19 protein-coding genes are annotated in these 22,855 nt (G+C 70.1%); 11 read left to right on the top strand and 8 right to left on the bottom strand.

Annotated features, from left to right (window positions below; translation table 11 throughout):
* Nucleotides 1–45: 45 nt before the first annotated feature.
* The 4 genes from atzF to OG407_RS12370 are packed head-to-tail and all read right to left on the bottom strand — an operon-like array spanning nt 46 to nt 6,658.
* Entirely contained in the window at nt 46–1,698 is a 1,653-nt protein-coding gene (gene atzF / locus OG407_RS12385; RefSeq protein WP_405857661.1) for an allophanate hydrolase, read from the bottom strand.
* 33 nt (nt 1,699–1,731) lie between these two features.
* Nucleotides 1,732–5,241, bottom strand: coding sequence for a 5-oxoprolinase/urea amidolyase family protein (locus OG407_RS12380; RefSeq protein WP_405857659.1), 3,510 nt, complete (start codon nt 5,239–5,241; stop codon nt 1,732–1,734).
* The gene (locus OG407_RS12375; RefSeq protein WP_405857657.1) at nt 5,238–5,837 is read right to left on the bottom strand and encodes an urea amidolyase associated protein UAAP2; all 600 of its coding nucleotides are present in this window, start codon (nt 5,835–5,837) and stop codon (nt 5,238–5,240) included. Before OG407_RS12375 ends, OG407_RS12380 begins: the two co-directional genes overlap by 4 nt.
* Nucleotides 5,834–6,658, bottom strand: a complete 825-nt coding sequence (locus tag OG407_RS12370; protein ID WP_405857655.1) for an urea amidolyase associated protein UAAP1 — start codon at nt 6,656–6,658, stop codon at nt 5,834–5,836. Before OG407_RS12370 ends, OG407_RS12375 begins: the two co-directional genes overlap by 4 nt.
* 175 nt (nt 6,659–6,833) lie before the next feature.
* Here OG407_RS12370 and OG407_RS12365 point away from each other — a divergent pair, with 175 nt between their 5' ends.
* The 6 genes from OG407_RS12365 to OG407_RS12340 all read left to right on the top strand — a co-directional run bounded on the left by OG407_RS12365 (nt 6,834) and on the right by OG407_RS12340 (nt 12,297).
* A complete protein-coding gene (locus OG407_RS12365; protein WP_405857653.1) occupies nt 6,834–7,469 on the top strand; it encodes a TetR/AcrR family transcriptional regulator in 636 nt (211 codons plus the stop codon).
* 295 nt (nt 7,470–7,764) lie between these two features.
* Entirely contained in the window at nt 7,765–9,351 is a 1,587-nt protein-coding gene (locus OG407_RS12360) for a sensor histidine kinase (protein WP_403590086.1), read from the top strand.
* Nucleotides 9,348–9,755, top strand: a complete 408-nt coding sequence (locus OG407_RS12355; protein ID WP_019066134.1) for a roadblock/LC7 domain-containing protein — start codon at nt 9,348–9,350, stop codon at nt 9,753–9,755. Before OG407_RS12360 ends, OG407_RS12355 begins: the two co-directional genes overlap by 4 nt.
* Complete coding sequence (locus OG407_RS12350) at nt 9,752–10,156, top strand: DUF742 domain-containing protein (protein ID WP_405857651.1); 405 nt, start codon at nt 9,752–9,754, stop codon at nt 10,154–10,156. Before OG407_RS12355 ends, OG407_RS12350 begins: the two co-directional genes overlap by 4 nt.
* Nucleotides 10,137–10,757 (top strand): ATP/GTP-binding protein, encoded by a 621-nt coding sequence (locus OG407_RS12345; protein WP_327405299.1) that lies wholly within the window; start codon nt 10,137–10,139, stop codon nt 10,755–10,757. Before OG407_RS12350 ends, OG407_RS12345 begins: the two co-directional genes overlap by 20 nt.
* Before the next feature lie 52 nt (nt 10,758–10,809).
* Nucleotides 10,810–12,297, top strand: coding sequence for a cytochrome P450 (locus OG407_RS12340; protein ID WP_405857649.1), 1,488 nt, complete (start codon nt 10,810–10,812; stop codon nt 12,295–12,297).
* Here OG407_RS12340 and OG407_RS12335 read toward each other — a convergent pair.
* Together OG407_RS12335 and OG407_RS12330 are read right to left on the bottom strand one after the other, a co-directional pair.
* Nucleotides 12,291–13,238, bottom strand: a complete 948-nt coding sequence (locus OG407_RS12335) for an RluA family pseudouridine synthase (RefSeq protein WP_405857647.1) — start codon at nt 13,236–13,238, stop codon at nt 12,291–12,293. The two genes, OG407_RS12340 and OG407_RS12335, sit on opposite strands and share 7 nt — an antisense overlap.
* Before the next feature lie 37 nt (nt 13,239–13,275).
* Nucleotides 13,276–14,832, bottom strand: coding sequence for an amino acid permease (locus OG407_RS12330; RefSeq protein WP_405857645.1), 1,557 nt, complete (start codon nt 14,830–14,832; stop codon nt 13,276–13,278).
* A 237-nt stretch (nt 14,833–15,069) separates the two neighbouring features.
* Between OG407_RS12330 and OG407_RS12325 the strand changes: the two genes are divergently transcribed.
* The 3 genes from OG407_RS12325 (at nt 15,070) to OG407_RS12315 (ending at nt 17,664) form a co-directional block, all read left to right on the top strand.
* Nucleotides 15,070–15,690, top strand: coding sequence for a PadR family transcriptional regulator (locus OG407_RS12325; RefSeq protein ID WP_365307983.1), 621 nt, complete (start codon nt 15,070–15,072; stop codon nt 15,688–15,690).
* Between the two features lie 184 nt (nt 15,691–15,874).
* Nucleotides 15,875–16,891, top strand: coding sequence for an ATP-binding cassette domain-containing protein (locus tag OG407_RS12320; RefSeq protein WP_405857643.1), 1,017 nt, complete (start codon nt 15,875–15,877; stop codon nt 16,889–16,891).
* Nucleotides 16,888–17,664, top strand: coding sequence for an ABC transporter permease (locus OG407_RS12315; RefSeq protein ID WP_405857641.1), 777 nt, complete (start codon nt 16,888–16,890; stop codon nt 17,662–17,664). The genes OG407_RS12320 and OG407_RS12315 overlap by 4 nt, the downstream gene beginning before the upstream one ends.
* A gap of 113 nt (nt 17,665–17,777) precedes the next feature.
* Here the strand turns inward: OG407_RS12315 and OG407_RS12310 are convergent, their stop codons facing one another.
* On the bottom strand, nt 17,778–18,617 hold the full coding sequence (locus tag OG407_RS12310) for a siderophore-interacting protein (RefSeq protein ID WP_405857639.1): 840 nt from the start codon (nt 18,615–18,617) through the stop codon (nt 17,778–17,780).
* An 89-nt stretch (nt 18,618–18,706) separates the two neighbouring features.
* Nucleotides 18,707–19,636 (bottom strand): 5'-3' exonuclease H3TH domain-containing protein, encoded by a 930-nt coding sequence (locus OG407_RS12305; protein WP_405868371.1) that lies wholly within the window; start codon nt 19,634–19,636, stop codon nt 18,707–18,709.
* Between the two features lie 210 nt (nt 19,637–19,846).
* Here OG407_RS12305 and OG407_RS12300 point away from each other — a divergent pair, with 210 nt between their 5' ends.
* Both OG407_RS12300 and OG407_RS12295 read left to right on the top strand, forming a co-directional pair.
* Nucleotides 19,847–20,896 carry a glycine betaine/L-proline ABC transporter ATP-binding protein gene (locus OG407_RS12300; protein WP_405857637.1) on the top strand — a complete coding sequence of 350 codons (1,050 nt, stop codon included), beginning with the start codon at nt 19,847–19,849 and terminating at the stop codon, nt 20,894–20,896.
* Nucleotides 20,889–22,703: an ABC transporter permease/substrate binding protein gene (locus OG407_RS12295; RefSeq protein WP_405857635.1), complete on the top strand. Its 1,815-nt coding sequence runs from the start codon at nt 20,889–20,891 to the stop codon at nt 22,701–22,703. The genes OG407_RS12300 and OG407_RS12295 overlap by 8 nt, the downstream gene beginning before the upstream one ends.
* Nucleotides 22,704–22,855 lie beyond the last annotated feature (152 nt).

Here is a 22,855-nt window from a genome sequence, read left to right as displayed (position 1 = left end):
GTCGCGCAGTTCCCCGCGCCCCTAGGGAGGTGGCCTTGCGCCGCTTCAAGAGCCCAGGTACGGTCGCCAGCCGCCGTGGCTTGTGATGTCCTCGGCGTTTTCCAGCGCCGCCGGCTCGCACAAGAAACCCGGGACCCTCGTACCGTCTGCCAGTTCCACGCTTCCCAGTGTCATCGGGCGGGGCAGGCCTGCCAGCAAGCGGCCCAGGCCCTCTGCCGGGAGGCGCCATACCTCTGTCTCTATTGCCGCTCCGCCCTCGCCGACGTGAACCAAGCCCGGCTTGGGCGGAGTTGTTGTCAGGGCGTGCAGGCGGTAGACCGGGGCCGTTGTGGTGGTGCGGTCGAAGCGGGCGCCCAGGGACAGGAGTTGGGGGTTCAGGGGCTGGCCCGTCAGGTGGGCGCCTACTACGGCGATGTAGGTCTCCGGGTCCAACTCGCGCGCTATGCGCGTCAAGCGGTCGTCCGTGAACGTCGGGCCGATCAGCATCACGCCGAAGGGCAACCCGTTCACCTCGCCCGACGGGATGGCCACCGCTGCCAGGTCGAAGAGGTTGGTGGAGTTGGTGAAGCGGCCCAGGCGGGCGTTCGCGCCCAGGGGGTTGGCCGCTACCTCGGTCAGGGTGGGGTGGCCCGGAGTCGTCGGGAGCAACAGGGCGTCCGCGTCGGCCAGTTCGGAGAGGGCTCGGGTGCGGAGGGCGGCCAGGCGTTCCTCGTCCGCGTACAGCTGGTGGGCCGGGATGTCTCGGGCTCGGGTGATGATGCCGGTGACCGTGGGGTCCAGGCCCTCGGTGCCGGATGCGATCGTCTTGTCGACAAATGCCCCTACGGCTGTATAGCGCTCCGCCACGAACGCACCCTCGTAGAGCATCGCCGCCGCTTCCGTGAACGGGGTGAGGTCCAGGGGGCGGATCTCGGCGCCCGCGTCGGACAGGCGGGTGACTGCCTCCTCGTAGGCCTCTGCCCAGCCCTCGTCCAGTTCGCCCAGTTGGTCTCGTGGGGGGACCGCTACGCGCCAGGGGCCCGGCGCTCGTTGGGGGAGGGGCGGGAGGGCGCGGGCCGGTGGGGAGGTCATGAAGGTCAGGGCCTGTTCGGCCTCGGGAAGGGTGCGGGCGAAGACCGTCACGCAGTCGATGGAGGCGCAGGCCGGGACCACGCCCGCCGTGGGGACCAGACCCCGGGTGGGCTTCAGGCCGACGATGCCGTTGAACGCGGCCGGGACCCGGCCCGAGCCCGCCGTGTCGGTGCCGAGGGCGAAGTCGACGATGCCCAGGGCCACCGCTACCGCCGAACCCGCGCTGGAGCCGCCGCTGATCCGCTCCGGGTCGTGGGCGCTGCGGACCGCGCCGTACGGGGAGCGGGTGCCGACCAGGCCCGTGGCGAACTGGTCGAGGTTCGTGGTGCCGAGCACGATCGCGCCTGCCGCGCGGAGGCGGGCCACCACCGGGGCGTCGGTCTCCGGGGCGTAGGCGTATGCCGGGCAGCCTGCCGTGGTCGGGAGGCCGTGGACGTCTATGTTGCCCTTGGCCGCGAACAGGCGGCCCGCGAGGGGGAGTTGCTCGCCCGCCGTCACTCGCTCGTCGATTGCCTGTGCCTCTTGCTCGACCTCTGTCTGCGGGCGTAGGTCGATCCAGATCTCTGGGCGGTTCACCGCCTCTATGCGGGCGTAGGCGGCGCGGACTCGGGACACGGTGGTCGACATCGTTCTTGTGCTCCTTGCGGTGCGGCTTGAGGTTCAGCTTGCGGGGGCGAGGACGAGCAACGCCGTGCCCGCCTCGACCTGGTCGCCGGGCCTGGCCAGGATCTCCGTGACTATGCCGGCCATGGGCGCGTGGACTCTGGACTCCATCTTCATCGCCTCCAGGGCCAGGAGGGGTTGGCCGACTGTCACCTCGTCGCCGGGCTCGACGTTCAACTGCCAGACGGACGCGGCGAATTCGGCTTCCACCAGGCGTCCGCCCGCCGGGACCGTCACCTCGGCCTGCGGTGGTGCCGGGGCCGCTGCCGCCTCCGCCCGGGTGAACTCGCCCGCCGCCTCCCAGGCATCGCGTTCCGCGCCGAACGCGGTCTGCTGGCGGGACCTGAACTCCCCGATGGACTCGGCGTTCCCGGTGAGGAACGCCTCGTACTCGGCGAGCGAGAACGTGCCCTCCTCGATGCGCGGGACGAAGCGGCCGGAGGTGATGTCGGCCCGGAGTTCGAGGAGTTCGTCCGGGTCCACCGGGTACCACTTGATGCGGTCGAAGAAGCGGAGGAGCCAGGGCGAGCCCTGCTCGAACGCGCCGCGCTGCTGCCAGCCCGACCACACCTGGGTCGTACGGCCCACGAACTGGTAGCCGCCGGGGCCCTCCATGCCGTAGATGCAGAGATACGCCCCGCCGATGCCGACCGAGTTCTCGGCCGTCCACGTGCGGGCCGGGTTGTACTTCGTCGTCACCAGGCGGTGGCGGGGGTCCAGAGGGGTTGCCACGGGCGCGCCCAAGTAGACGTCTCCCAGGCCGAGTACGAGGTATTCCGCGTCGAAGACCGTGGCGTAGACGTCCTCTACCGAATCCAGGCCGTTGACGCGGCGGATGAACTCGATGTTCCAAGGGCACCAAGGGGCGTCGTCGCGGACGCCGGCCATGTAGCGGGCGATGGCCTCGCGGGTCGCCGGGTCGTCCCAGGAGAGGGGGAGGTGGACCGTGCGGGAGGGGACGATCAGTTGGTCGGTGGGGGGCAGGGAAGCTGCTATCTCCCTTACGGAGGTGAGGAGTTCGGACTGAGGTAGGCGACTCGGGTCCGTTTGGATCTGGAGGGAGCGGATGCCTGGGGTGAGGTCCGTGACGCCCTCGAAGTCGGCCTCCGACACCGCCTCCATCAGGGCGTGGACCCGCATGCGCTGCGCCAAGTCCAGCTGCATGGGGCCGAATTCGACGAGGAGGTTGTCGTCGCCGCTGCGGCGGAAGGTGACGTCTCCGTCCCTGGCCAGGATGCCGCCGTCCACGATGTCGGGGCGGGGCGAACCGTCGACGTTCACCGGGGCGAAGCGGACCGTGTCGCCGGGCCTGAACTGGCCCAGTTTCCAGCGCTCTTGACTGATGACCGTCGCGGGGCAGACGAAGCCGCCGAGGGACGGGCCGTCGGGGCCGAGCAGGACCGGCATGTCGCCCGTGTAGTCGACGGCGCCGACCGAGTACGGGGTGTCGTGGATGTTGGACGGATGCAGGCCCGCCTCGCCGCCGTCGGTGCGAGCCCAGCGGGGCTTCGGGCCGACCAGGCGGACGCCCGTGCGGGCCGAGTTGAAGTGGACCTTCCAGTCGGCCGCGTAGAAGTCGCGGATGTCGTCCTCGGTGAAGAACTCCGGTGCCGCGTGCGGGCCTTCGACCGCTGCTACGTCCCAGACGGCGCCGAAGGCGGGGCGGTCGGCGGTGGGTACGGGGGTGCCCTCGGTGACCGTGCCGCCGTGCAGGACGTCACCGGTGCGCAGGGCCCGGCCGCCGTGGCCGCCGAAGCGGCCCAGGGTGAAGGTGCTCGCGCTGCCGAGGAAGGCGGGGACGTCCAGACCGCCCGCGAACAACACGTAGGTGCGCAGGCCGTGTTCGGCGGGGGTGCCGATCTCCAGGACAGCGCCTGCGGGCACCGTCACCGGCTCCCACTGCGGGACCGGCGTTCCGTCGATCGTCACCGGTGCCGGGGCGCCCGTCACGCACACCGTGGTGGCGTGGGTGAACCTCAACGTCGGTCCCTGGAGGGTGCATTCGAGGCCGGAGGTGCCCTCCTCGTTGCCGAGCGCGCGGTTGCCGAGGCGGAAGGAGAGGTCGTCCATCGGGCCGCACGGGGGCACGCCGACCTGCCAGTAGCCGGTGCGGCCGGGCCAGTCCTGGACCGTGGTGAGGGTGCCGCCCGCGATGATCTCGATGCGGGGGGTGGGGTCGGTGACGGTGGCGAGGGTCGCCGTGGAGTGGGTGGCCGCTCTGAAGTCCGGTTCGGCCAGCGCCGCTTGGACCAGGCCGAGGTTCGTCTCGATGCCGTCCATGCGGGTGCGGGCCAGTGCCTCGTCGAGGCGTCGGAGCGCGTGGGCGCGGTCGGGGCCGTAGGCGATGACCTTCGCGAGCATCGGGTCGTACGACGTGGTCACCTCGGTGCCGGTCTCCACCCAGCCGTCGACGCGTACGCCGTCGGGGAACTCGACCCGGGTCAACAGCCCCGCGCTGGGCCGGTGTTCGCGGGACGGGTCCTCGGCGTAGACGCGGGCCTCGACGGCGTGGCCGCGCGGGGTGCCGGGGTCGCGGACGACGTCGGGTTCGCCCTGGGCCAGGCGCAGCATCCAGGCGACCAGGTCGACGCCGTAGACCTCCTCGGTGACCGGATGTTCCACCTGGAGGCGGGTGTTGACCTCCAGGAAGTAGGCCTCCTCGCGTGTCGCGTCGTAGACGAACTCGACGGTGCCTGCGGAGCGGTAGCCGACCGAGGCGCACAAGTCGCGCGCGGAGGCGGCCAGTTGGGTGCGGATGTGGTCGGGGAGGCCCGGTGCGGGGGCTTCCTCCACCACCTTCTGGTTGCGGCGCTGGAGGGAGCAGTCGCGGTCGCCGAAGGTGACGACCTTGCCCTCGCCGTCGCCGAAGACCTGTACCTCGACATGGCGGGCGTGCTCGACTAGGCGTTCCAGGAAGACGCCGGCGGAGGAGAAGGAGGCGGCGGCGACGCGTTGCACCCGCTCCCAGGACTCGGTGAGTTCGGCGGGGGAGTGGCAGGCCGACATGCCGATGCCGCCGCCTCCGCCGGTCGCCTTGAGCATGACGGGGTAGTCGATCAGGGCGGCTTGGGTGAGCGCCTCGTCGAGGTCTGCCAACAGGCCTGTGCCGGGCGCCAGTTGGACTCCCGCCGCCTCCGCCGCTGCTCGTGCTGTGTGTTTCGCGCCGAACAGGTCCAGTTGTGCGGGAGTCGGTCCCACGAACACGATGCCGGCGTCCTCGCAGCGGCGCGCGAAGGCCGCATCCTCGGAGAGGAAGCCGTAGCCCGGGTGGATCGCGCCCGCGCCCGTGTCCTTGGCCGCTTTGAGGACCAAGTCGGCGTCCAGGTACGACTCCTTGGCCGGTGCCGGGCCGAGTCGTACCGCCTCGTCGGCTAGCCGGACGTGGGGTGCCGAGCGGTCGGCGTCGGAGTACACGGCGACTGTGCGCAGGCCGAGTTCGCGGGCTGTGCGGATGATGCGGACGGCGATCTCACCCCGGTTGGCGATCAGCAGCGTGGCGAAGGTCATTCCGGGACCCCGATGGTCATCTCGACGGCCGTCGGTTCGAAGCCGTTGCAAGGGTTGTTGATCTGGGGGCAGTTGGAGACCAGGACGAGGACGTCGCGTTCGGCGCGCAGGGTCAGTTTCAGGCCCGGGGCGGAGAGGCCGTCGACGATGCCTAGGGTGCCGTCCTTCTCGACCGGCACGTTCATGTACCAGTTGATGTTGGAAACCAGGTCGCGCTTGCCGAGGCCGTAACGGGCGCCCTCGGCAAGGAAGTTGTCCACGCACGCGTGCTGCGACCAGGTGTGGTGGCCGTAGCGCAGGGTGTTGGACTCCTTGGAGCAGGCGCCGCCGACCGTGTCGTGGCGGCCGACCTCGTCGTCCGTGACGGTCATCAGCGGGGTGTGCTCGTTGGACATCAGCACACTGCCGGTGGTGAGGAAGAGGTTGCCCTGGGCGTGGATGGTGTCGGGGGCGCTGTAGCGGACCGACGTGTCGTGGGCGTCGTAGACGAGGAAGTCGACGGCCTGGTTGCCGTGCAGGTCGGTGACGGTGAGGGTCTCGCCCGTGCGGACGACGGCGGACCAGGCGGCGCGGGCGGGAACGACGGTCGTGCTCATGCGAGCCCCCTTGCGGCAAGGAATTCCGTGGTGTTGAGGAACGCGCGGCGGCCCTCGGGGGTCGCCTCCCACAGTGGGTCGCCCGGCTTGGTGGCCTCGGCGCGCCAAGCGAGCACCTCCAGCGGGGAGTTGACGTAGTCGTCGCGCGGGTCGGCCGGATGCGGGACGTTCGCGATCAGTACGGTCACGTCGTGCTCGGCGCGCAGGGTCACGCTGCCGCCGGGGCCGGTCGAGCCGGTGAAGTCGAGGGAGCCGTCCTCGCGGATCTCGACGCCCTGGAAGAAGGAGAGCGAGGGCGGCAAGTCGCGTGGTTCCAGGCCGTTCTTGGCGGCGGCGAGCTTGAACAGCTCACGTCCGGCTGGGGAGTTGGACTGCGGGGAGCCGTCGCCGTAGCGCTCGGTGTTCCGGACCAGGGTGGAGGTGCCGCACAGCGCGTCGTGGCGGCCGGAGGTGTCGGCGACGAGGGAGGCGAGGACGCGGCCCTGGTCGGAGAGGAGGAGCTGGCCCTCGCCGAGGTAGGCGTTCCACTGGACCTTGACCGTGTCGGCGACGTTCAGACGTTCCCAGGGGCGGTCGGCCGCGTACAGGAGCAGGTGGGCGCAGGCGTCGCCGCGCAGGTCGGTCAGGCGGAGTTCGGTGCCGCGGGCGAGGACGCGGTGGGTGTAGTTGCCGCCCGCGACGGTCTCGGCCCACACCAGGTGGCCCGCCTCGCAGGGCGGGGCCGGCCAGTCGCCGGCCGGGACGACGGGCATCGCCTCGGCCCGCCTGCCCTCCTGGGCGCGGGCGTGGTCGCGGGCTCCGTAAGTGGTCGCTGTCGCCATCGCGGGGGACCTCCGGCTGCGGGGACGTCGTGGTCGTGCGGCATTTCTGTCGCTCGACAGAAATTAGGAGGCGGGCGGGTCGCCGGGGTTGCCCGGGTGTTGCCGCTCGGTTACCGAGCCCTCACGAAGATCACCGGGAGTCCGCGGTCCGGGGCCGTGTGCGAGGATCGAACGCATGGGGACAACGGGTGCACAGAGGGGCCGTCGGGTCGGCCGGCCGCGGGCCGACCAGCGGCCGGACAGCGGGCTCGAACCGCGTGCCGAACTCCTCTCCGCCGCCGCCGAGTTGTTCACCACCCGGGGCTACGCGGCCACCACCACCCGGGCCGTCGCCGAGCGCGCGGGCATGCGGCAGGCGTCGATGTACCACTACGTCTCCGGCAAGGAGGAGCTGCTCGCGGACCTCTTGGAGTCCACGGTCACGCCCTCGCTGACGTACGCCCGGGAGCTGCTCGCGGACGACGCGACCCCGGCCGAGGGCCGGTTGTGGGAGCTGTGCCGTACCGACGTCGAGCTGCTGTGCGGCGGTTCGCACAATCTCGGCGGGCTGTATCTGCTGCCCGAAGTGCGCGCCGAGCGGTTCGCCGGATTTCATGCCGTACGTGCCGAACTCAAGGACGCCTACCGGCAGTTGCTCGCCGCGACCGCAGCCGGTGGCGCGCTCGCGAAGAGCGAGTTGGAGCTGCGGACGGATCTGGTGTTCGGGCTGATCGAGGGTGTCATCCTCGTGCACCGCTCCGACCCCGAGCGGCCGGTGTCCGCCTTCGCGGAGGCGACGGCCGACGCCGCGCTGCGCATCGCCGGCAGCTGATCCGGAACGGATGCTTCACTCGTTACGGTGAGTGATATTCGTATGCCCATGCGTCGTAACTCGCTGTGTGCGAATGAGGCCTCAGCGTGTAAATGGGCTGAGGGTACTCCTCTTTCATGTCCCTTTTCAGGGGCTTGCTGAATATGACACAGCGGTGATCCGGTCGGACTAAGCTCGCCCGCAGTGCACCGAGTTGGGCTGTATTCGTGCACTTGTTCCCAAACATGCAAAAGATACAGAAGCTCCCCCCAGAGTTCCCCGATCCCCCCAGCCGACCTGTCTTTAGAGGGCATACATGGTGAGTGTTCAATCGCCCCCCGGTGGCCGTGAACTTCCCTACGCGCGCGTGCTGTTGCCGCCTGCCATAGTGATGGCCGCGGCGACCGGGGCCGCCGTCGCCCTGGTGGCGGGGCCTGCCCGGATCGCCGTCGGCTGGTGCGGAGCCGTCGCCACCCTTCTGGTGATCGTGACGGCGGCCGAAGCCGTCCGCCGCGGACGCAACCTGCGGGACCTCCGCGTCGAGCACGACCGTCACACCGCGTATCTGGAACGGCGGCTCGCCGACCAGAACCTGGAGATGGTCCGCCTCGGCCAGGAGATCCTGCCCGCCACGCTGTACCGGCTCAGCAGTGGAGAATCCCCCGGAGAGGTGATTCGCCAAGTCGTCGACGCGGATCCCGACTGGCGGCAACTTCCCAAGCCGCAGCGCGACTTGCTGAGGACCGTGCTCAACATCGTGCAGCGCGAGGAGAACATGCGTGACTCCGCGCAGCGTTCCTTCGTCAGCATCGCCCGCCGTGTGCAGGCCATCGTCCACCAACAGGCCAAGGAACTCCGGGAGATGGAGGAGGACCACGGCCGTAACCCCGAGGTCTTCGACGACCTCCTGCGCATCGACCACGGCACCGCGCTGATCGGCCGGCTCGCCGACTCCATCTCGGTGCTCGGCGGTGGCCGCCCCGGCCGCCAGTGGCCCGAACCGGTGCCGCTGTACAGCGTGTTGCGCGGCGCCATGTCCCGCATCCTGGAGTACCGCCGCATCGAGCTGCACTCCATCGCCAAGGTCAACATCCGCGGCATCTCCGTCGAGCCGGTCATCCACGCGGCGGCCGAACTCCTCGACAACGCCACCCGCTACTCGCCCCCGCAGACCAAGGTGCACGTCACCGCCGTAGAGGTACAGACCGGTGTCGCCATCGAGATCGAGGACGGCGGCGTCAGCCTCAGCGAGGAGTCGCGGGCCCGCGCCGAGGGCATGCTGGAGCGCGCCAAGGCGGGTACCGACCTCCAGGACCTCGGCGAGAGTCCGCGCCTGGGCCTCCAGGTCGTCGGCCGGCTCTGCGCGACGTACAACATGCAGATCTCGCTGCGCGCCTCGGCCTACGGCGGCGTCCGCGCCGTCCTCATCGTGCCCAGCGAGATGCTCACCCCCGGCACCGCACCCGGACTCGCCCACGGCATCGGCGCCACCGCCATGCCCAAGGCCGAACTCGGCGCGGTCGACGGCCCCAAGCGCACGATCAAGCGGCGTCGCCCCACGAGCCCGCGCATCCCGGCCTCGGTGAGCATGGAGGACGAGGTTCCCGAGGTCACCGAGTGGACGGCGGGCGGTCTGCCGCAGCGCCGCAGCCGGGTCAAGGTGCCGCTCGCCCAGCGGTACGCCGAACAGGCCGCCGCCGAGCGCGCCGAGGCCGCCGCACGGGAGGCCCGCTCCGCGTGGGGTACGCCCGAGCCCGAGCCGGAGAAGAAGGACGAACCCGAACCGGGCCTGTGGGTCGAGGCGTTCATGGAAGGCCTCAAGGGTGACCCGGACCCGACCGCTTTCACCCAGAAGACCGAGCCGGCCCGAGTCGAGGCCGACGACGAGGGGGACCTCAAGTGATCCAGCAGCGAGCCAACTTCGACTGGATGCTCAAGGATCTCGCCGACGGCGTGCCCGGCATCCAGCAGATCGTCGTGCTCTCCGCCGACGGACTCCGCATCGCCCGCTACGGCGGCGACCCGGACGCGGCCGACCGTGTCGCCGCGGCCTGTGCCGGACTGCAGAGCCTGGCGGGTGCCGTCGCCTCCGAGATCCCGGGCAGCGACGGCCGGATGAAGATGGTCATCATCGAGATCAACGGCGGCTACTTCTATCTGATGGCCGCGGGCGCCAACGCCTACCTGGCGGTGCTGTCCGACGTCGTCGCCGAGCCCGGCCTGATGAGCAACCGCATGCGTGACCTCGTCGTCAGAATCGGCGCCCACCTCACCAGCCCGCCGAGGCGCAACGGGCAGACCGTATGACTCCTCCGCAACGCCAGCGGCGACATCCGAAGGATGGACCGCCGCCCGAGCCCGCCAAGAAGCAGGGCGAAGGAAAGATTCCGGAGCGGCTGTACGTGCTCACCGGCGCGACCGAGGACGGTGACCGGGCCGAACTCGACCTGGTCACGCTGATCGTGGCGCGTTCCGACGCGCCGCAGTCGGCCACTCCGGAGCAGGCGGCCCTGCTCGGGCTCTGTATCGCCCCGCTGTCCGTGGCCGAGCTGTCGGCCTACCTCAACCTGCCGTACAGCGTGGTGACCGTCCTGCTCACCGAGCTGCTGACGGCCGAACTGGTGCAGGCGCGCGCCCCGATCGTCCGCCAGGCGCTCCCCGACCGTTCCCTCCTCGAAGCGGTGATGCATGGACTTCAAAAGCTCTGACACCGTCACGGGCCCTCGGACCGAGGACCATCTCCCGCACACGGCCCAGGCCGCGGTGAAGATCGTGATCGTCGGCGGCTTCGGGGTCGGCAAGACGACCATGGTCGGTTCGGTCAGCGAGATCAGGCCGCTGACCACCGAGGAGACCATGACGCAGGCCGGCGTCGGCGTCGACGACAACTACGGCTCGGAGAGCAAGACGGCCACCACCGTCGCGATGGACTTCGGCCGCATCAGCATCACCGACCAACTGGTGCTGTACCTGTTCGGCACCCCCGGCCAGGAACGCTTCTGGTTCCTGTGGAACGGCCTGTTCGAGGGCGCGCTGGGCGCGGTGGTGCTGATCGACACGCGGCGCCTCGAAGTCAGCTTCGACGTCATAGGACGGCTGGAGGAGCGCGGGGTGCCGTTCGTGATCGCGGTCAACTCCTTCCCGGACGGCCCGCATTACCCCATCGAGGACCTGCGTACGGCGCTCGACCTGTCCCCGGACATCCCCATCATCGAGTGCGACGCGCGCCGCCGTGCCTCCAGCCGGGACGTCCTGATGACCCTGATGCGCTTCCTGCATTCCCTGGCGATGACGGGCTCACTGACCTGACCCGCCCAACTCCCCCGACACCGGATCCACCTCAGTTTTCGGAGCGATCACCGTGACGCCTGAACACCACTCCCCGACCGATACGGACGACACCGGGCTCGGCCCGCCCCCCGGCTGCCCCGCGCACGGCCAGGGGCCCGGGGGACTGCACCGGCTGTACGGCCCCGAAGCGGCGGACCTGGGCGCCCTCTACGAGAAGCTCCGCGCCGAACACGGCCCCGTGGCACCGGTGTTGCTCCACGACGACGTGCCGATCTGGGTCGTCCTCGGCCACACCGAGAACCTCCACATGGTGCGTACGCCCTCGCAGTTCAGCCGGGACAGCCGGGTCTGGACGCCGCTGCGCGAGGGCATGGTCAAGCCCGACCACCCGCTGATGCCGCACATCGCCTGGCAGCCCATCGCCTCGCACGCCGAGGGCGACGAGCACCTGCGGCTGCGCGGCGCGGTCACCGGCGCCATGTCGACCATCGACCCGCGCGGCATCCGCCGGCACATCAACCGCTACACCCAGATCCTCGCCAACACCTTCTGCGAGCAGGGCCACGCCGAACTCGTCGGCCAGTTCTGCGAACACCTGCCGATGGCCGTGCTGTGCGAGATCCTCGGCATGCCCGACGAGTACAACGAGCAGATGGTGGAGGCGGCCCGCGACGCCCTCAAGGGCTCCGCGACCGCGATCGTCAGCCACCAGTACGTCATGGACGCGCTCAGCAGGCTCACGGTGCTGCGCCGGGCCGAGCCCGCCGACGACTTCACCAGCCACCTCGTCATGCACCCGGCGGGGCTCAGCGACGACGAGGTCAGGGAGCACCTGCGGCTCGTCCTCTTCGCCGCCTACGAGGCCACCACCAACCTCCTCGCCAACGCGCTGCGCATGGTCATCACCGACCCGCGCTTCCGCGCCCAGCTCAACGGCGGGCAGATGACGGTGCCGGAGGCGGTCGAGCAGTCCCTGTGGGACGAGCCGCCGTTCTCCACCGTCTTCGCCTACTTCGCCAAGCAGGACACGGAGTTGGGCGGCCAGCGCATCCGCAAGGGCGACGGCCTGCTCTTCGCACCGGCGCCGGGCAACGTCGACCCCCGGGTACGCCCCGACCTCAAGGCCAACATGATGGGCAACCGCTCCCACCTGGCCTTCGGCGGCGGCCCGCACGAGTGCCCCGGCCAGGACATCGGCCGCGCCATCGCCGACACCGGGGTGGACGCGCTGCTGATGCGCCTCCCGGACATCGAACTCGACTGCGACGAGGACGAGTTGAGCTGGACGTCGTCGATCGCCTCGCGTCACCTGGTGGAGCTGCCGGTGCAGTTCGCCCCGAAGCCCCCGCAGGACGTCTCGGAGAAGCCGGGCCACGCGGCGGTTCCGCAACCCCGCCACACCTGGCACGTCGGCATGCCGTCCGACCCGCAGCCGGCATCGGCGCCGCTGCCCCGGGCCGCCGAGCCGACGGCACCGCCGGAGCCGGTGGCGACGCCGGAACCGGTACACCAACTGGGCGCGTGGCAAAGGTTCTTGAGGTGGTGGCGGGGCTACTGACCGTCCCAGTCCTCGTACGAGGCCCAGGCTTCGAGCACCCGCCCGCTACGGAACCGGTGCTCGGCCCCCGTGACCGGATCGGTGAACTCCAGTGCCCGCGCCAGTAGTTGGAGCGGCCGCCGGAAGTCGCCGTCCGGCACGGGGTCGGTCACCACGGGATACAGCGGATCACCGAGGATGGGCACGCCCAACGCGCTCATGTGGACCCGCAGTTGATGGGTCTGCCCGGTACTGGGCACGAGCCGGTACCGGGCGAGCCCGTCGCCGCGCTGTTCGGCCAACTCGACCCGGCTGACGGCATTGACCTCACCCTCGACCTGCTGGGCTGCCATCACCCCGCGCTCTTTCAGAATCCGGCTGCGCACGGTACGAGGAAGGTCGAGGCCCGGATCGTACGGTGCGACGGCCTCGTACTCCTTCCGCACCCGCTTCTCCCGGAACAGCGCCTGGTACGCGCCCCGTTCCTCGGGCCGCACCGTGAACAGCACGAGCCCGGCGGTGAGTCGGTCGAGCCGGTGCGCGGCCCCGAGTGCCGGGATCCCCAACTCCCTGCGCAGCCGCGCCAACGCCGACTCGACGACGTGACTGCCCCGCGGGGTGGTCGCGAGGAAGTGCGGCTTGTCGGCGACGACGATGTGCTCGTCGCGGTACACGACGTCCACGGCGAAAGGCACCGGCACTTCGACGGGCAGCTCCCGGTGGAACCACACGAACATCCCGGCTTCGTACGGCAACCCGGCCACACTCGCCCCGTCCACCCCGACGAACAGCCCGTCGTCCATCATCTGATCGACGACCCCGTCGCCCGCCCCCGAGAGCCGGTCCACCAGGTATTCACGCACGGTGGTCCAGGACTCTTCGGGGGGCAGGCGGACCCGCACCGGGTCGACTCCGTCGCGTTGGGGGAGGGGGGAGGGCGGGATACGGCGTTTTCGGGTCATTGCGATCAAGGGTAGGCGGTCGGGTCAGGTCGCCAGGTCACGCGGGGACCGCTTCGGGAGCCTCCTCCGTGACCGTGCGGGCGCGGTACGCCCGGAACCCGAATCCCGCCCCCACCGTCACGACCAGGAACAACACCGTGAACCACTGGAAGTACCAATGCCCACCCGCCGGGTCGTACACAGCAGCCCGCGGCCACGCCAGGTTGACCGTCATGACGAGGCCGTAGAGCAGTGCCAGCACGTTGACCGGCACCCCCCACCGGCCCAGGGAGAACAACCGCGCGCCCGTCTCGTCCGTGCCGTCCACCTCGAACTCGCCGCGCACGCGGCGGAGCAGCAGCGGGCCCGTCACCATCGCGTAGGCCAGGTACAGCATCACGATGCAGGTGGTGCCGATGGCTAGGAAGGCGTCCGGGGAGGCGAAGTTGAGGAGGAGCAGGGTGGCCGAGAGGATGCCTACGACGATGGCGGGGGCGCTGGGCATGCCGGTGCGGGGGTTGACCTTGGACAGGCGGGCGGAGAAGGGGAGTTGGGCGTCTCGGGCCATCGAGAAGAGCATGCGGCAGGCCGCTGTCTGGATGGCCAGGGTGGCTACCGCTATCGCCACCACCACGTCCGCCAGCAGGGCCTTGCCGACGCCGTCGCCGAGGCTGCTCGTGAGGACGTAGCTGAGGCCGTCGACGCCCAGGTGGCCGTCGGTCAGGCTGGGGGCGGCGAGGAGGCCGCCGAGGATGATCAGGCCGCCGAGCAGGCCCGCCGCGGTGAGCGCGGTGAGGATCGTGCGGGGCGCGGTGCGGCGCGGGTTGTGGGTCTCCTCGCTCATCTCGCCCGCGCTGTCGAAGCCGATCATCACGTACGCCGCCGTGAACGAGCCGACGAGCAGGGCGCCGAGCAGTCCGCCCTCCAGGCTGCCGGTGGTGTGGAAGGTGATGGTCGGGGTGCGCTTCGAGTGGGTCAGGAGGAGGACGATGATCAGGATCGCGCCGATGATCTCCGCCGTCACCCCGACCCGGTTGATGATCGACATCACGCGGTTGTCGAGGATGTTCACCAGTGTCGTCAGGACCAGCAGGATCACGCCCAGGACCGCCGCGTTCGCCGCGCCGTCGGGGGAAGTGGGAGCCGGGTCCGTCCCCACCAGCTGGAAGCCCGACCAGATCGCCGGCAGGACCATTTGCAGGGCCAGCGCCGCTGCCGCCACCACCACTATCTGGCCTATCACCATGATCCAGCCCGCGAACCAGCCGAACGTCGCGTTGGAGAGACGCGACGACCACTGGTAGATCGCGCCCGAGATCGGGTAGCGCGCGGCCAGTTCCGCGAAGCAGGCCGCCACCAGCAACTGGCCCACCAGGACCACCGGCCAGGCCCAGAAGAAGACGGGGCCGCCGAACGCGTACCCGAAGGCGAAGAACTGGAAGACGGTCGTCAGTACGGAGATGAAGGAGAAACCGGCCGCGAACGACGCGTACCGGCCGAGGCTGCGGTGCAGCTCCTGGCGGTAGCCGAACTCCGCGAGGGAGCCGTCGTCGGAGGCGGGGGAGGGGGAGTCGGGCGGATCGGGGCGTATGTCGGAGGGGGCTGTTGTGGTCACGGCGGCACCTGCCTTCGGCGCAGGAGAGCGGAATCCTGACGGCGACAGCTGAATTCCTGTCGGGTGACAGAAATTAGGGAGGGGCTGTTTCGGCCGCGTCACGCCGCCGTGTCCGCGGCGGGCCTAAGTCCTCACGCTCTTGCCATCGTGGCCAATACGCGATACATCGTGTGTGTTGACGCTCGCCGCGCACTCGCGATATGTTCGGCCACGGATATTCGGAAGCGAGGTATGGCCATGCCGCCCAAGCGCCGCAAGCTCGGCAACCCGCTGGCGCTCACCGTGCTGGTCACCCTCTGGCAGGGCCCGATGCATCCGTACGAGATCGCCCAGACCCTGCGCCGCCAGGGCAAGGACAGCACCACGAAGATCAACTACGGCTCGCTCTACACGGTCGTGCAGAACCTGGAGAAACACGGCTTCGTCGAGGTCACCGACGTGGAGCGGCAGGGGAACCGCCCCGAGCGCACGGTCTACGGCATCACCGACGCCGGGCGCGAGGAAGCCGTCGAGTGGCTCTCCGACCTGCTCGCCGTGCCGGTCAAGGAGTTCCCGATCTTCGAGACCGCGCTCCCGCTCGTCGGGGTCATCCACCCCGACGAGGTGGTGCGGCTCCTTGAGGAGCGGGTGCAGAACCTCGACCTCCAGGCGGCGAGCGCGCGCGGTGCGCTGGAGAAGCTGTACGAGACGCTGCCCCGGCTCTTCCTGGTGGAGAGCGAGTACCAGTTGCACATGGTCCAGGCGCAGGCGGAGTGGATCCGGGGTCTCGTCGACGAGATCAAGAAGGGCTCACTGCCCGGCGTCGAGGGCTGGCGCCACTTCCACGAAACGGGGGAGCTGCCGACGGAGTTCACCTAGACACGAAGAACCCCGACCGGGCTGTTGGAGCAGCCCCGCCGGGGTCACGAACCCCGAACTGACCCGCCGTGCGGCGAAGCCAGGCGATCGAGGTGCGGCACACCCAGGATAGCCGGGCGCTCTTCACGCGGATCAGTCGTGATCTTTCACATCGCACATCCGCTCATTCCTTTGGAGAGCTGTCATGGGCAGTACCCGTGCGCCCGCTGTCGAGGCGCGTCAACTGATCAAGACCTATTCCGGCGATGTCACCGCCCTCAACGGCATGGACATCACCGTCGAGCCCGGCACCGTCTTCGGCCTCCTCGGGCCGAACGGCGCCGGCAAGTCCACCACCGTCAAGATCCTCACCACCCTCGCCAGGCCCGACTCCGGCACGGCCACCGTCGCCGGCCACGACGTGCTGCGCCACCCGGACCGGGTCCGCCGCGCGATCGGCGTGGTCGCCCAGAACTCCGGCGCCGACCCGACGGCGACCGGCCGCGAGAACCTCCAACTCCAGGGCAGGCTCTACGGCTTGAGGGGCGCCGCCCTCGCGAAGCGGGTGGACGAACTCCTCGACCGCTTCACCCTCGCCGACGCCGCCAAGCGCCCGGTGAAGGGCTACTCCGGCGGTATGCGCCGCCGCCTGGACGTGGCGCTCGGCCTGGTGCACCGGCCCGAGGTGCTCTTCCTCGACGAACCCACCACCGGCCTCGACCCGGAGGCCCGCACCGCGATGTGGGACGAGATCGGCCGGCTGGCGGGGGAGGAGGGGCTGACCATCCTGCTCACCACGCACTACCTCGAAGAGGCCGACCGGCTCGCCGAACGCATCGCGATCGTCGACCGCGGCCGGGTCGTCGTGGAGGGCACCCCCGACTCGCTCAAGGGCGAACTCCGGGGCGACGCCGTCCACTTGGAGCTGCGGGAAGCGGTCGGTGACGCCGGTCGTACGCTGCTGCGGGGCACCCTCGTCGGACTGCCGGGCGTGCGCGAGGTGCTGGTCGACGGGCGCCGCGTCAGTGCCCGCGCCGACGACGGAGCGGCCGCGATGCCGGTCCTGCTGGCGGCGTTCGAGCGGGCCGGTGTCGGGGTCGCCAGCGCGACCGTCGCCCGACCCTCGCTGGACGACGTCTATCTCCGCTACGCGGGCCGCCGTTACGCCGAGGCCGACGCGAACGGCACCGGGCGGCTCGCGGTCGCCGGAGGTGCGCGATGAGCACCGCCGTATCGCAGACCTGGTACATGACGCAGCGTCAACTCATGGTGTTCGCACGGCAGCCCGCCTTCGCGGTCATCACCCTCATCCAGCCGGTGATCTGGCTGTTCCTGTTCGGCAACCTCTTCAAGAAGGTCGTCGAGCTCGGCGGCTTCGGCACCACCTCGTACCTGGACTACCTCGTCCCGGGCGTGGTCGTGATGAGCGCCCTCAGCTCCAACATGTGGGCGGGCATGGGCACGTTGGAGGAGATCCAGCGCGGCACGCTGAACCGCTTCCTGACCACTCCGGTCAGCCGGGCCGCGCTGATGAACGGCAACGTCGTCAACAACGGCCTCGTCACCGCGCTCCAGTCCGCGATCATCGTGCTGCTCGGACTGCTCGGCGGCGCCGACTACCCGGGCGGCATCGGCGGCATCGCGATCCTGGTGGTGGCCTCCGTGCTGCTGGGGACCATCTTCGGGGCACTGTCCAACGCGCTCGGCATGCTGGTGCAGCAACGGGAGTCGATCATCGGCATCAACACCTTCCTGCTGCTGCCCCTGACGTTCCTGTCCAGCGCCTTCATGGCGCCGTCCCAGATGCCCTCGTGGATGCGGCACATCGCCGACTTCAACCCACTCAACTGGGCGATGGTGGCAGGCCGTTCGGCGATGAGCGAACACCCCGACTGGGGCGACGTCCTCAGCCGCGGCGGCGCACTGCTGGGGCTGGCGGTGGCAGCGGTATGGCTGTCGATCCGCACGTTCAGGTCGTATCAGCGGTCGGTGTAGCGCCCCAAAGGGGCGCGGGGCTGTGTCGATTTGCGGCTCCGCCGCGCGGGCGCGGCCAGCCACGACGGCGCCGCACACGCCAACGGTCCGTCGTGGCACCCCCATGGGCGCACCTACGCGGCAACGCCCTCCTGCTCCGCTTCGATCTTCGCGTTCCACTCCCGCTTCGACGCCTGCCACCCGTCCTCGTTGTGGCCCAGACGCCAGTACCCGGAGATCGAAAGGTCCTCGCGCGGGATCGCCAACTCGACGCGGAGCAGGGCGCGGAGGTCTTTCACGAAGGCCGCCTCGCCGTGCACGAACGCGTGCATCCGGCCCTCCGGGAACTCCAGCGCCCGCACGGCCTCGGCGAGCGCCTCGCCGACCGGGCGGTCGCCGCGGTGCAGCCAGACGACCTCGACGGCGGAGTCGATCTTCTGCTCCTCCTCGGGGCCGGAGATCTCCACGAAGGCGTGCGCCGCGGCGCCCTCGGGCAGCGACTCCAGGGCGCGGGCGATCGCGGGCAGCGCGCTCTCGTCCCCGGCGAGCAGATGCCAGTCGGCGTCCGCATTGGGGGCGTAGGCGCCGCCGGGGCCCATGAAGTGGACGGTCTCGCCCGGCTGGACCCGGGTCGCCCACGGGCCGGCGAGGCCCTCGTCGCCGTGGATCACGAAGTCCAGGGTCATCTCGCTGTGCTCGGGGTCCCAGGCCCGCACGGTGTAGGTGCGGGTCACCGGCCACTGCTCACGCGGGAACTCGGCGCGGATGCGCTCCACGTCGAAGGGCTCGGGGTAGACCGCGCCCCCGGCCGGGAACAGCAGCTTCACGTAATGGTCGGTGCAGGTGTCCGCCGAGAACTCGGCCAGACCCTCGCCACCGAGCACCACGCGCTGCATGTGGGGAGTCAGGCGCTCGGTGCGGACGACCTGCGCGGAGTGGGGCTTACGCGGCTTCCGTGCCGGACGTTCTGCCATGACGGCCTCCCAGATTCCCATGCTTAGGCTTACCTAAGTTAGCACTACATTCTCTGTGAAAGGCAAGAATGAAAGGGCAAGAACAATGCTTACGCGCCCAGCGTGGTGAGCAGTCGCTGCAATGATCCGCCCAGCCCCCAGCGCTCCGCCAGTGCGCCCACCAGCTCCGGATCGCGCGGGGCGTGCGGGAGCGTCGGGTCGACATCCGGCAGCGGTACGTCGTCGGCGACCCGGACGACCTTGGGTGCGACCGCGACGTACGGCCGCGACTCGTCGAGGCGCTTGCGCTGCGAGGGGGTCAGCTTGGACTTGGGGTCGTCGATCGCGGCCATGATCCCGGGCACGTCACCGAACTCGGCGAGGAGTTTCGCCGCCGTCTTCTCGCCGATCCCGGGGACGCCCGGCAGACCGTCGCTCGGGTCGCCGCGCAGCAGTGCCAGGTCCACGTAACCGCGGCCGTCGACGCCGTACTTCTCGCGCAGGAACGCCTCGTCGGTGAGCTGGAGCGTGCCGACGCCCTTGATCGGATACAGGACGCGGATGCCGCGGGCGTCGTCGACGAGCTGGTACAGGTCGCGGTCGCCGGTGACGATGTCGACCGGGCCCTTGGCGTGTGCCGTGAACGTGCCGATCACGTCGTCGGCCTCGTACCGCTCGACGCCCACGCGCGCGATGCCGACCGCGTCGAGGACTGCCTCGATGATCGGCACCTGCGGGGAGAGCGTGTCCGGTACCTCCTCCGCGTCCGGGCCGCTCTCGCGGACCTCGGCGACGCGGTGCGCCTTGTAGGTGGGGATCAGGTCGACCCGCCACTGCGGCCGCCAGTCCGCGTCCATGCAGGCGACCAGCTGGTCGGGGCGGTGGTCCTTGACCAGGCGGTCGATGAATTCGAGCAGCCCGCGCACGGCGTTCACCGGCGTCCCGTCCGGCGCCTTCACGGACTCCGGGACGCCGAAGTAGGCGCGGAAGTAGAGCGAGGCGGTGTCGAGGAGCATCAGTCGTCCGGTCACGCCTCGCATCATGCCGCACGACAGGGCCGCGATCACCCCTCGCCGTCACCCGGAGGGACCAACACCGCAGGCTGGTGAGCTGGGCCACTCCTGTGTTTGCGCGCGGGAAGCATGGGCAGGCGCGGCCTCGGAGCGATGTCGGTTGCACATTCAACCGTCGAGGGGCCTTCGGGCCCGTCGCCGTCGTCTCCCTGTCCTGCCCCCGATCGAGAGGTACGCGTGTCAGCCAGGCTAGAAGCCGAGCATCTGTACAAGGTGTTCGGCAGACGACCCGACCAGGCAGTCGAACGGCTCCACGAAGGAGCCGACCGGGAGGAACTGCGCGCCGACGGCACCACCGCCGCCGTCATCGACGCCTCCTTCTCCGTCGCACCGGGCCAGATCTTCGTCGTCATGGGCCTGTCCGGCTCCGGCAAGTCGACCCTCCTGCGGATGCTCAACGGACTCCTGGAGCCGACCGCGGGCCGCGTCCTCTTCGACGGCCAGGACCTGACCGCGCTCAGCGACCGCGAACTCCGCGAGGTCCGCGCCCACAAGATCAGCATGGTCTTCCAGCACTTCGCGCTCTTCCCGCACCGCAGCGTCCGCGAGAACGCCGCCTACGGTCTTGAAGTGCAGGGCGTGCCCCGCGCCGAGCGCCTGAAGCGCGCCGGCGAGGCGCTCGCCCTGTGCGGCCTGGCCGGCTGGGAGGACTCCTGGCCCGACGAGCTGTCCGGCGGCATGCAGCAGCGCGTCGGCCTGGCCCGCGCCCTCGCCACCGACGCCGACCTGCTCCTCATGGACGAGTCGTTCAGCGCCCTCGACCCGCTGATCCGCCGGGACATGCAGGACCAACTCCTGGAACTGCAGCAGTCGTTGAAGAAGACGATCGTCTTCATCACGCACGACCTCAACGAGGCCATGCGCCTGGGCGACCGCATCGCCGTCATGCGCGACGGCCGCATCGTCCAGACCGGCACCGCCGAGGACATCCTGCTCCGCCCCGCGAACGACTACGTCGCCTCCTTCATCCAGGACGTCGACCGCTCCCGGGTGCTGACCGCGTCCGCCGTCATGGACACCGGCGTCGACGGCCACGAGGCGGACTGCGACTGCGCGACCGCCACCCCGGACACCCCCTTCACCGACCTGTGCGCCCTCAGCGCCCGCCTCACGCACCCGGTCGCGGTGCTCGACGCGGCCGACGAGGTCGTGGGAGTCGTACCGCAGGAACGCCTTGTCGCGTTCCTGGGCGGGGAATCCGCAGAGGAGGTGGCCGCCCATGCCTAGGCTCCCGCTCGGCGACTGGGTCGACTCCGGTGTCGACTGGCTCCTCGCCCACATGTCCTGGCTCTTCGACGCGATCAAGACGGTCGTCGAGGGCATGTACGACGGCATCAACGCGGTCCTCACCGCGCCCGAACCGCTGCTCCTCGCGGGCATCCTCGCCGTGATCGCCTGGTGGCTGCGCGGGCTGGTCGCGGGTGTCCTGGCCTTCGCCGGGTTCCTGCTGATCGACTCGCTCGACCTGTGGGACCGGGCCATGTCGACGCTCGCCCTGGTGCTCGTGGCGACCGCCATCGCCCTGGTGATCTCGATCCCGCTGGGCATCTGGGCGGCCCGCTCCAGGGCGGTCAGCGCGGTCGTACGGCCCGCTCTCGACCTGCTCCAGACGATGCCGTCGATGGTGCTGCTGATCCCGGCGATCCTCTTCTTCGGCCTCGGCACCTCCGCCGGCGTCATCGCCACCCTGATCTTCGCGCTCGCCCCCGGCGTCCGCATGACCGAGCTGGGCATCCGCCAGGTCGACGCCGAACTCGTCGAAGCAGCCGAGGCGTTCGGCACCTCACCGCGCGACACCCTGCTGCGCGTCCAACTGCCCCTGGCGCTCCCGACGATCATGGCGGGCATCAACCAGGTCATCATGCTGGGCCTGTCGATGGTCGTCATCGCCGGCATGGTCGGCACCGGCGGCCTCGGCGGCGCCGTCAACGAGGCCATCGGCCAGCTCGACATCGGCTTCGGCTTCGAGGCGGGCGTCGGCATCGTCGTCCTCGCGATCTACCTCGACCGGATGACCAGTGCGCTCGGCACCCAGATCTCCCCGCTCGGCCGCCGCGCCGCCGCCAAGGCCCGCGCGGCCGGCACCGCCAAGCCCTGGAACTATCGCCCCCGCCCGGCGTTCGCCGTGATCGGCGTGGTCGTCCTCGCGCTGGTGGCCGGCGGCATGGGTGTCTTCGGCTCCTCCTCCGGCACCAAGGCGACCTCCGCCACGGACGTCGGCAAGGGCAAGAACATCACCATCGGCTACATCCCCTGGGACGAGGGCATCGCCTCCACCTTCCTCTGGAAGGAGATCCTGGAGGAGCGCGGCTACAAGGTCACCACCACCCAGTACGCGGCGGGCCCGCTCTACACCGGCGTCGCCACCGGCCAGGTCGACTTCCAGACCGACGCCTGGCTGCCCACCACGCACGCTGAGTACTGGAAGAAGTACGGCAAGCAGCTCGACGACCTCGGCAGCTGGTACGGCTCCACGTCCCTGGAGCTGACCGTCCCGTCGTACGTGAAGGACGTCAACTCCCTCGCGGACCTCAAGACCCACGCCTCCGAGTTCGGCGGGAAGATCACCGGCATCGAACCGAGCGCCGGAATGATGGGCCTCCTGAAGACCAAGGTCCTCAAGGACTACGGCCTCCAGGGCTCCTACGACGTCGTCGACGGCTCCACCCCGGCGATGCTGGCCGAGCTGAAGCGCGCGTACGCCAAGAAGCAGCCGATCGTCGTCACGCTCTGGTCGCCGCACTGGGCGTACAGCGACTACAAGCTGAAGAAGCTCAAGGACCCGAAGGGCGCCTGGGGCAAGGGCGACGGCGTGCACACCGTGGCGCGCAAGGGCTTCGCCGACGACAACCCCGACGTCGGCAAGTGGCTGAAGGACTTCAGGATGACCGAGGCCCAGCTCACCGGTCTGGAGGCGCAGATCCAGAAGTCCGGCAAGGGCGGGGAGCAGGACGCCGTCCGCACCTGGCTGAAGCAACACCCGGGCCTCGTCGACCAGTTGGCCCCGGTCACGAAGAACCAGGCGGCCGGGTGACCTGACAGTCCCGCAGCCGCCGCCCCAGAGGTGGGCTCCGCCGCACGTTCCCCCCTTCGTGCGGCGGGGCCCACCTCTTTTGTGCCCCGATCCGGTACGAAAAGGATCCGGCCAACCACATAGCGCTACGAAACCCCGCAATCGGGCCCGCG

This window comes from Streptomyces sp. NBC_01515 (assembly GCF_045040345.1).
Classification (GTDB): Bacteria; Actinomycetota; Actinomycetes; order Streptomycetales; family Streptomycetaceae; genus Streptomyces.
The sequence above is the reverse complement of the archived record's forward strand: the minus strand, read 5'-3'. Positions and strand labels throughout refer to the sequence as shown.

Bases quoted from the DNA above. Each gene is read 5' to 3' on its own strand.
- OG407_RS12350 (WP_405857651.1), top strand. From the start codon at position 9,752: ATGACTCCTCCGCAACGCCAGCGGCGACATCCGAAGGATGGACCGCCG.
- OG407_RS12305 (WP_405868371.1), bottom strand. From the start codon at position 19,636: ATGCGAGGCGTGACCGGACGACTGATGCTCCTCGACACCGCCTCGCTC.
- OG407_RS12325 (WP_365307983.1), top strand. From the start codon at position 15,070: ATGCCGCCCAAGCGCCGCAAGCTCGGCAACCCGCTGGCGCTCACCGTG.
- OG407_RS12335 (WP_405857647.1), bottom strand. From the start codon at position 13,238: ATGACCCGAAAACGCCGTATCCCGCCCTCCCCCCTCCCCCAACGCGAC.
- OG407_RS12370 (WP_405857655.1), bottom strand. From the start codon at position 6,658: ATGGCGACAGCGACCACTTACGGAGCCCGCGACCACGCCCGCGCCCAG.
- OG407_RS12310 (WP_405857639.1), bottom strand. From the start codon at position 18,617: ATGGCAGAACGTCCGGCACGGAAGCCGCGTAAGCCCCACTCCGCGCAG.
- OG407_RS12380 (WP_405857659.1), bottom strand. From the start codon at position 5,241: ATGACCTTCGCCACGCTGCTGATCGCCAACCGGGGTGAGATCGCCGTC.
- OG407_RS12295 (WP_405857635.1), top strand. From the start codon at position 20,889: ATGCCTAGGCTCCCGCTCGGCGACTGGGTCGACTCCGGTGTCGACTGG.
- OG407_RS12365 (WP_405857653.1), top strand. From the start codon at position 6,834: ATGGGGACAACGGGTGCACAGAGGGGCCGTCGGGTCGGCCGGCCGCGG.
- OG407_RS12345 (WP_327405299.1), top strand. From the start codon at position 10,137: ATGGACTTCAAAAGCTCTGACACCGTCACGGGCCCTCGGACCGAGGAC.
- OG407_RS12360 (WP_403590086.1), top strand. From the start codon at position 7,765: ATGGTGAGTGTTCAATCGCCCCCCGGTGGCCGTGAACTTCCCTACGCG.
- OG407_RS12320 (WP_405857643.1), top strand. From the start codon at position 15,875: ATGGGCAGTACCCGTGCGCCCGCTGTCGAGGCGCGTCAACTGATCAAG.
- atzF (WP_405857661.1), bottom strand. From the start codon at position 1,698: ATGTCGACCACCGTGTCCCGAGTCCGCGCCGCCTACGCCCGCATAGAG.
- OG407_RS12375 (WP_405857657.1), bottom strand. From the start codon at position 5,837: ATGAGCACGACCGTCGTTCCCGCCCGCGCCGCCTGGTCCGCCGTCGTC.
- OG407_RS12315 (WP_405857641.1), top strand. From the start codon at position 16,888: ATGAGCACCGCCGTATCGCAGACCTGGTACATGACGCAGCGTCAACTC.